Here is a 7,444-nt window from a genome sequence, read left to right as displayed (position 1 = left end):
AAGCCGCACGCCTTCGGTCGAGATGACGTATTTATTTGCTTGAAGCAGAAAGTGCTTTTGCTCAGGCTCCGAAGAGGGTGGTGTTGAGGAAGTCGTTGCGGAATTTTCCGTTGGGGTCGTAGTGCTTGAGCATGGCCTGATAGTCGGGCAGCTTTTCGTAGAGCTTCTGGATGTGCGAGGGCTGCATGGTGAACATCTTGGCCCAGTGGGGGCGAGCGTCGAAGGGGGCGAGCTTGGCTTCGATGAGGGGGAGGATTTTCCTAACCGAGGGCCAGTCGGGCTTCCAGGTGAAGTGGATGGTCATGGAGTCGCGGTCGTGGCAGGTGCTCATCCAGAGGTTGTCGGCGGCGATGGTGCGGAACTCGGTGACGAAGAGGTGGGGCGTGATGTGGTCGCGCAGCTCTTCGACGGCGCGGATGGCGGCATAGCCTTTGTCGCGGGGGACGAAGTATTCGGTCTGCAGCTCGTTGCCGCTGCTGGGGGTGAAGTTCATGCGGAAGTGCGGCATGCGCTCGTACCATGGGCCGGGGATGCCTTGCTGCTCGGTGCAGTTGACGGCGGAGGCTCCGGTGATGGGGTGGAGCTTTTGTTTGGCGAGGGTTGCGCCGTAGAACTCGGCGGGCATGTCGGCCTTGCCGCCGGGGGCGAGGCGGCTCTTGATCCAGACCTGGGTGGCGCGATTTTTTTGCCAGTCGGTAAAGAGGCTGACGCTGTAGCCGCTGCCGAAGATGGCTTCGAGGTTGTGCTCGAGCTGGTCGAAGGAGAGATTTTCGAAGACGACCTGCGCCATATCGAAGCGCGGGATGACGTTGAGCGTAGTGCTGGTGATGACGCCGAGGCCGCCGAGGGCGACCGCTGCGCCGAGTAGCTGATCGCCGTCGGTCTCGCGGGAGATGTGGACGATGTTGCCGTCGGCGGTGACGACCTCCACGGCGGCGACGGCGGTGGAGAGGTTGCCGTTCTTGTTGCCCGAGCCGTGGGTGGCGGTGGCGCAGGCTCCGGCGACGGAGACGTGGGGCAGAGAGGCGAGGTTGGGGACAGCGAAGCCTTGTGCGTCGAGCCATGGCGAAAGTCCGCCATAGGTGACGCCGCCGCCGACGGTCGCGGTGCGAGCCTTGGTGTCGACCGACATGTTCTGAAGGGCTTTGACGGAGATCTGGTTGAAGTTGCTGTCGGCGATAGTGTTGAAGGAGTGGCGCGCGCCGAGGGCACGGAGCTTGGTGCAGCTCTTTACCGCCTGCTGAACCTCTTCGACGGTCTTGGGCTGAAGCAGATGGTCGGTGTGATAAGTGAGGTTGCCGGACCAGTTGGTGCGGTGGGCGGCTGCGTCGGTGGTTGATTCGGCTGGGGCAATGCGAGACAACATGGTTCCGGTAATGATAGCGCCTGAGGCTTTGAGGAATTCTCTCTTGTTCATTGGGCCATTCCTTCTTTCGGATTGATCGGTCGTTCACACCCCGGCCGACCTGTTTTTGATGGGCGAACAAGGTATAGATAATTCATGCGGCCAATGCAAGATCAGGGACGGCCCACGGGCGCGGTTGGCCCCAGGATGTGGATGGTGTGCAGCCAGGTTTCGGCAAGCGCAGGCCAGTGAGAGATGGGCAGATCGGTTGGGCGAAGTCCGAAGCCGTGTCCGCCCTGGGTAAAGATATGAAGTTCGGCGGGAATTCTGGCGTCCTTGAGGGCCTGGAAGTAGATAAGAGAGTTTTCAACGTGTGCGGTGTAGTCGTCTTCTGCCTGGACGAGGAAGGTGGGCGGGATATCGGGGGTTGGCCGAAGCGAAGGAGCTACTTTTCCTGAAGTGCTCAGCCAGCCGGGGTAGATGATCATCTGGAAGTTGGGGCGAGCGTCGATGGTCGAAGCAGGAATATGTTTTCCCTGAAAGTCGGGGTGGGTGCTGAGGGCGGCAGCGAGATGGGCTCCAGCGGAGAAGCCGATGGCGCCAATGCGATTGGGATCGATGTGCCACTGGGCGGCGTGGGTGCGGGTGATGCGCATGGCCTGCTGCGCGTCTTCGAGATCTTCGGTGTTTTCAGGATAGTGACCCTGTTCGGGGACACGGTACTTGACCAGGATGCAGGTGACGCCGATGGAGTTCAGCCAGGTGCAGACTTCGGTGCCTTCGAGGTTGTAGGAGAGCCGGATGTAAGCTCCGCCAGGGAAGACGAGGGCGGCGGCTCCGGTGTTGCTGGCGGGCGGCGGCGAGTAGACCGTCAGGCTGGGTTTGCTGACGTTGGTGACACGGACGACAGGAAGGCCGGACACGATGCGATTCGCGTCGGTCGTGGGGTCGATCTCGGGGCCGATGACTTTTGACGGCTCGGGATTGCCGTTGGGCCAGAGGAGCACAGTCGGTCTCTGTGCAAATGCGGATGAGGACACAATCGTCAGCGCGGAAGCGAGGAGGTACGGGAGCAATCGCATTGGAGAATGTTAGAGCAGATTATGCGAGTGCGTGGAGCGATGACACTTATTTGATATCACGCCAGTTCTGGCCGATGCCTACCTCGGCGATGATGGGGACGGTGAATTCGGCTACGTGCTCCATCTCCTGCTTGACCAGTTCTTGAAGCTCTTCGGCCTCTTCGGGGACTACGTCGAAGAGAAGTTCGTCGTGGACCTGGAGGGTCATCTGCGATTTGAGCTTGCGGTCGCGGAGAGCCTGATCGATGCGGAGCATGGCCAGCTTGATGAGGTCGGCTGCGGTGCCTTGCAGCGGCGTGTTGACGGCAGTGCGTTCGGCGAAGCCGCGCATGTTGGGGTTGCGCGACTGAATGTCGGGGATGGGGCGGACGCGTCCGAAGTGAGTGCGGACGGCCTGGTCGCGGCGGACGGTCTCGAGGGTCTCGTCGATGAAGCGGCGGACACCGACGTAGCGCTCGAAGTAGGTCTCGATGTATTGCTTCGCGGTCTTCTGGTCGATGCCGAGTTGCGCGGCGAGGCCGAAGGGGCTGATGCCATAGACGATGCCGAAGTTGACGGCTTTGGCACGGTTGCGGGTTTCTTTGTCCATGGTCGCTGCGTCTACACCGAAGACCTCGGCGGCAGTGAGGGTGTGGATGTCCTTGCCGGTGCGGTAGGCGTCGAGCAGAAGGGGGTCCTGCGAGAAGTGCGCCATGAGGCGGAGCTCGATCTGCGAGTAGTCCGCCGACATAAGGACGTTGCCGGAGGCGGCGATGAAGGCGGCGCGGATCTCTCGGCCTACCGCGGTACGGACGGGGATGTTCTGCAGGTTGGGATTGGTGGACGAGAGGCGGCCCGTTGCCGTGCCTACCTGATTGAAGGTGGTGTGAATGCGGCCTTCGTGGTCGGCGAGCTTGGGAAGCTGGTCGAGATAGGTGTTTTTTAGCTTGGCGAGTTGGCGGTATTCGAGGACGAGGGCTGGGGTGGTGTGGATTTCGGCCAGCTCTTCGAGAACATCCTGTGCGGTAGAGACGACTTTCCCCTTGCCGTACTTCATTGGCTTGGGGAGGTTCATCTTGTTGAAGAGAACGTCGCCGAGTTGCTTGGGCGAGTTGATATTGAAGCGGTGGCCGGATTCGCTGCCCATTGCTGCGCCAGCTTCGGCGTAGATGCGCTCGGCGAGGTTGTCGATCTCGATGGCGAGACGGTTGGACATGTCATTGAGGACGGTGGGATCGACGCGGACTCCGGCCTGCTCCATGCGGAGGAGAACATCGACGAGAGGGAGGTCGATGGTGTCGTAGACATTTGTAACGTTTGAGGTCTCAATCTCTGCGCGGAGAATTGGGGCGAGGCGCTGGACTGCGTTGGCGGCTTCTGGCAACAGGTTTTCGGAGACGATACCCTTGGTGACCTGCGCGAGGGCGCGGTTGGTGAAGCGGGCGGTGACGTCGGCCAGAGTATGCGACCCGTGAGTTGGGTTGACGAGGTAGCTGAGGAGCATGACGTCGTTGCGGACTCGGGCGAGCGCGATGCCGTGGGGCTGGAGGGCGCGGTGGATGGCCTTGAGGTCGTGGACGTCTTTGGGGAGGGTGGCGTCGAGGAGGGCTTCCTTGATGCCGGGAGCGTCGAGAGAGGCTTCTATGGCGGTGTGGGCGTCGACGGCGAGGCCTAGATTGCAGGCGGCGTCTGGGGATGAGGCAGTGGTAGAAACCCAGGTCTCAAAATCGAGACCTGGGGCACCCGCACCTCTACCCGTACCGGCACCTGCGCCCGTACCTGACTTTGTGGCTGCTTCGGGTGGGCCGAAGAGGGAGAGATTTTCTGGGGGAGGCGGCTCGGCTTCGCTGGATTCTTCGGTAGATTCAGCGGCGATCTCTTCGGCGATGGCTCTGGCGTCTTCGAAGATGGCAAGAGCGAGGCCGTGGGGTTTGCCGGTGGCTGGGTCGATGGTGCGGGCTTCGGTGAGGAGGGCGGCGATCTGCTCTTGCGTGGGCTTGGTGATGTAAGTGATGGGTGTGTTGTCGACGGCGGGTGCCAACTCTTTGAGCAGCGTGGTGAATTCTAATTCGGAGAAGAGCTCGCGGCTGGCGGCGTTGTCGATGGGCTGGGTGAGCATGTCGTCGATGCTGAATTCGATGGGGACGCCGGTGTGGATGGTGACGAGCTCTTTGGAGAGGAGAATATTTTCGCGATTATTTTGTAACGATTCGCGATACGTTTTCTTCTTGACTTCTTCGGCGCGGTCGAGCGCGGCTTCGACGGTGCCGAATTGCTGGATGAGTTCGACGGAGCCTTTGTCGCCGATGCCGGGTGCGCCGGGGATGTTGTCGATGGCGTCGCCGCGAAGGGCCATCACGTCGATGACTCGCTCGGGAGGGACGCCGAGGATGTTTTCGACTTCGGCGGGATCGAGGATGAGATTGTCCTTGGTCGGGTTGAGGATGGAGACGCCGTCGTTGACGAGCTGCATCATGTCCTTATCGGAGGAGACGACGAAGACCTTGTGGCCGAGTTCGGAGAGCTTGCAGGAGAGGGTGCCGATGACATCGTCGGCCTCGAAGCCCTCGTAGCTGAGGATGGGGATGCGGAAGGCTTCGAGGGCGCGGCGGATGAAGGGAAGCTGCTGGGCGAGGTCCTGCGGCATCTCGGCGCGGTTGGCCTTGTAACCGGCGTAGTCGATGACCTCGAACTGCTGGGTTTTGATGTTGAACTTTTTGACGCCCTTCATCTCCTTGGCGCGCTCGTCGCGGAAGACGGGGCCGGAGAGATCGTAGACGGCGGCGAGGTAGTGCGGCTGGAAGTCCTTGCGCAGCTTGTTGATCATGTTGACGAAGACATAGGTCGCCGCGGTGGGGATGCCGGTGCGCGTGGACATGGGCCGCTGGCGCTGCATGGCGTGGTAGGCACGGAAGATGAAGGCCATACTGTCGAGGAGGTAGATGGGAGGCTTTTCGGCGGTGATCTTCTCTGTTTTCGCGTCGGACATGATGGTTTGATGGTAGCGCGTTGGGTTGGGGATTGGCGGACTGCGAAGTGTATGAGCTGCTGTATATTTTTGTCTATCATGAAACACATATTCTGTAATGCAGAGCAGCGCCTGAATCAATGTACTTTAGGGCTGGTGAGACGATCGCTTTCATTTTCAATAGTATTGGTTGCGGCCCAGCTAATATTAGGATGTATACCGGCTTCAGCACAGGACGCGACCGTAGTGTTTTATGCACATGGTTCCGCCTTGACCAGTGGGCTTCCTGGAAGTAATCGCGGCATATTTTATGGAAGCATCTTCGACGGAAACCATCGTTTGTTGAATTTTCGCGATGGCTTCTTTGTAAAGAACAATCGAATGTTGATCTTCCATCTGGCTCCCGGACTCCATATTTTTTCAGCGAGCTATGGCAAGCATCCGTCGAAGAAATCTCAAGTGGCACTAACTCTTGAGCCCGGTAAGAATTACTTCCTGCGGGCACAGTCAGAGTCTCGAGGTGTTGTAGAAATTGAGTGGGAGCGAGGACGACTCGATTTAGTCTCGTGCGATGTGGCGCAACGAGAAACGGCGAATGCAAAGATCCTTCAAAAAAAGAAGGTCTCTCCCGATGCAATGACGAGCGTGAGCTTCAATCAGACATTTCCTCCGTGCCCATAGTTCATAGCAGCAACATGCAGTCGCCGTAGGAGAAGAAGCGGTAGCGCTCGCGGACGGCGTGGGCGTAGGCGGCTAGGACTTGTTCTCTTCCGGCGAAGGCGCTTACCAGCATCAGCAGCGTGGATTGCGGCAGGTGGAAGTTTGTGAGCAGGCCGCTGACGACACGGAAGTTATGGCCGGGGCTGATGAAGATTTCGGTTGCGCCTGAGTGTGGATGAAGGCGCAGACCGGTGTGCGGCTCGAATGGATCGGTGTTGGCTAGCTGGGCGCAATGCTCGAGCGTGCGGGTGGTGGTGGTTCCGGCGGCGATGATGCGGCGGCCCTCAGCCAGCCCGGTGTTGATGGCGGTGGCGGTGGCGGCGGGTAGGGTGTAGTGCTCGGCGTGGAGGTGGATGTCGGCCAGATTTTCGGCGCGAACGGGCTGGAAGGTTCCGAGGCCTACGTGAAGGGTGATGGTTTCGATCTGGATGCCGTTTTGTTTGAGCTGCGCGAGAATTTCGGGGGTGAAGTGGAGACCGGCGGTAGGGGCTGCGGCGCTGCCGGGTTCGTGGGAGAAGACGGTCTGGTAGCGGTCGCGGTCCTGGGAGGTGTCGCTGCGATGGATGTAAGGGGGCAGCGGCATGTGGCCGATCTTTTCGAGGATGGCTTGAAAGTCTGGAGTAGGGGCGAAGCGCAGGGTGCGCTCGCCGAACTCTCCGGCGGTGAGGATCTCGGCGGTGAGGAGCGGTTCGGTTTGGTTGGGGGCGTTGAAGTGGAGCTGCTCGCCGGGCTGGACCTTGCGGCTGGGGCGCACGAGGACTGACCAGTCTTCGCCGCCGAGGTGCTGGGTGAGCAGGACTTCGATCTTGCCGCTGGGGTTGGGGGAGTTGTGCTGCGTGTGCAGACCGGCTCGGGTGGCGTAGAGGCGTGCGGGGATGACGCGGCTGTCGTTGAGGATGAGGAGGTCGCCGGGGCGGAGGATTTCGGGGAGATTGCGGAAGAAGTCGTCGCTGAATTCGCCAGTGCGGCGGTCGAGGCGGAGCATGCGGCTGGTGCCGCGAACCGGCGGAGGAGATTGGGCGATGAGCTCTTCGGGGAGGTCGAAATGGAAGTCGGTTACACGCACTCGTTCAATTTTAGTGTGCGGTGTGGTCTATCTGGATTGGGCTAGTTCGACGGAGTGGTCGAGGGCTGCCTGGACGGCGGCTTGGTCGGCTGGGACCTGGGCGGTCCAGGCTACGGTGACGCGGGAGAAGGGCTTGGGGATGAGGAAGCGGTCCCAGGAGTTGGCCTGCCAGGCGCTGTGAGGATGGACGTAGAAGGCTCCGACGGTACTGCCGACGAGTTTGGCCAGTTGGACGACGCCGGGTTTGGCGATCTGCGCGGGGCCTCGGGGGCCGTCGGCGGTAA

Annotated in this window: 5 protein-coding genes and 1 pseudogene; 1 reads left to right on the top strand and 5 read right to left on the bottom strand. The window is 60.7% G+C overall.

Going from position 1 to position 7,444, the window contains the following annotated elements; genetic code table 11:
- Nucleotides 1–61: 61 nt before the first annotated feature.
- The 3 genes from VMU57_RS14165 to polA form a co-directional block, all read right to left on the bottom strand.
- Nucleotides 62–1,417: an FAD-binding protein gene (locus VMU57_RS14165; protein WP_325384501.1), complete on the bottom strand. Its 1,356-nt coding sequence runs from the start codon at nucleotides 1,415–1,417 to the stop codon at nucleotides 62–64.
- A 101-nt stretch (nucleotides 1,418–1,518) separates the two neighbouring features.
- Nucleotides 1,519–2,352, bottom strand: coding sequence for an alpha/beta hydrolase (locus tag VMU57_RS14160; protein ID WP_325384500.1), 834 nt, complete (start codon nucleotides 2,350–2,352; stop codon nucleotides 1,519–1,521).
- A gap of 121 nt (nucleotides 2,353–2,473) precedes the next feature.
- Nucleotides 2,474–5,395 carry a DNA polymerase I gene (polA, locus tag VMU57_RS14155; RefSeq protein ID WP_325384498.1) on the bottom strand — a complete coding sequence of 974 codons (2,922 nt, stop codon included), beginning with the start codon at nucleotides 5,393–5,395 and terminating at the stop codon, nucleotides 2,474–2,476.
- A gap of 69 nt (nucleotides 5,396–5,464) precedes the next feature.
- Here polA and VMU57_RS14150 point away from each other — a divergent pair, with 69 nt between their 5' ends.
- Nucleotides 5,465–6,055, top strand: coding sequence for a hypothetical protein (locus VMU57_RS14150; protein ID WP_325384496.1), 591 nt, complete (start codon nucleotides 5,465–5,467; stop codon nucleotides 6,053–6,055).
- 1 nt (nucleotide 6,056) lies between these two features.
- On the opposite strand, the gene queA is transcribed toward VMU57_RS14150, so the two are convergent.
- Both queA and VMU57_RS14140 read right to left on the bottom strand, forming a co-directional pair.
- Complete coding sequence (gene queA, locus VMU57_RS14145) at nucleotides 6,057–7,160, bottom strand: tRNA preQ1(34) S-adenosylmethionine ribosyltransferase-isomerase QueA (RefSeq protein ID WP_325384494.1); 1,104 nt, start codon at nucleotides 7,158–7,160, stop codon at nucleotides 6,057–6,059.
- 27 nt (nucleotides 7,161–7,187) lie between these two features.
- Nucleotides 7,188–7,444, bottom strand: a pseudogene (locus tag VMU57_RS14140) (hypothetical protein); the annotation flags it as partial.

The sequence above is a fragment of the Edaphobacter sp. genome (assembly GCF_035532915.1).
Classification (GTDB): domain Bacteria; phylum Acidobacteriota; class Terriglobia; order Terriglobales; family Acidobacteriaceae; genus Edaphobacter.
This window is presented reverse-complemented; position numbering and strand designations above follow the sequence as displayed.

Coding starts and splice junctions, on each gene's coding strand:
- VMU57_RS14165 (WP_325384501.1), bottom strand. CDS start 1,417: ATGAACAAGAGAGAATTCCTCAAAGCCTCAGGCGCTATCATTACCGGA.
- polA (WP_325384498.1), bottom strand. CDS start 5,395: ATGTCCGACGCGAAAACAGAGAAGATCACCGCCGAAAAGCCTCCCATC.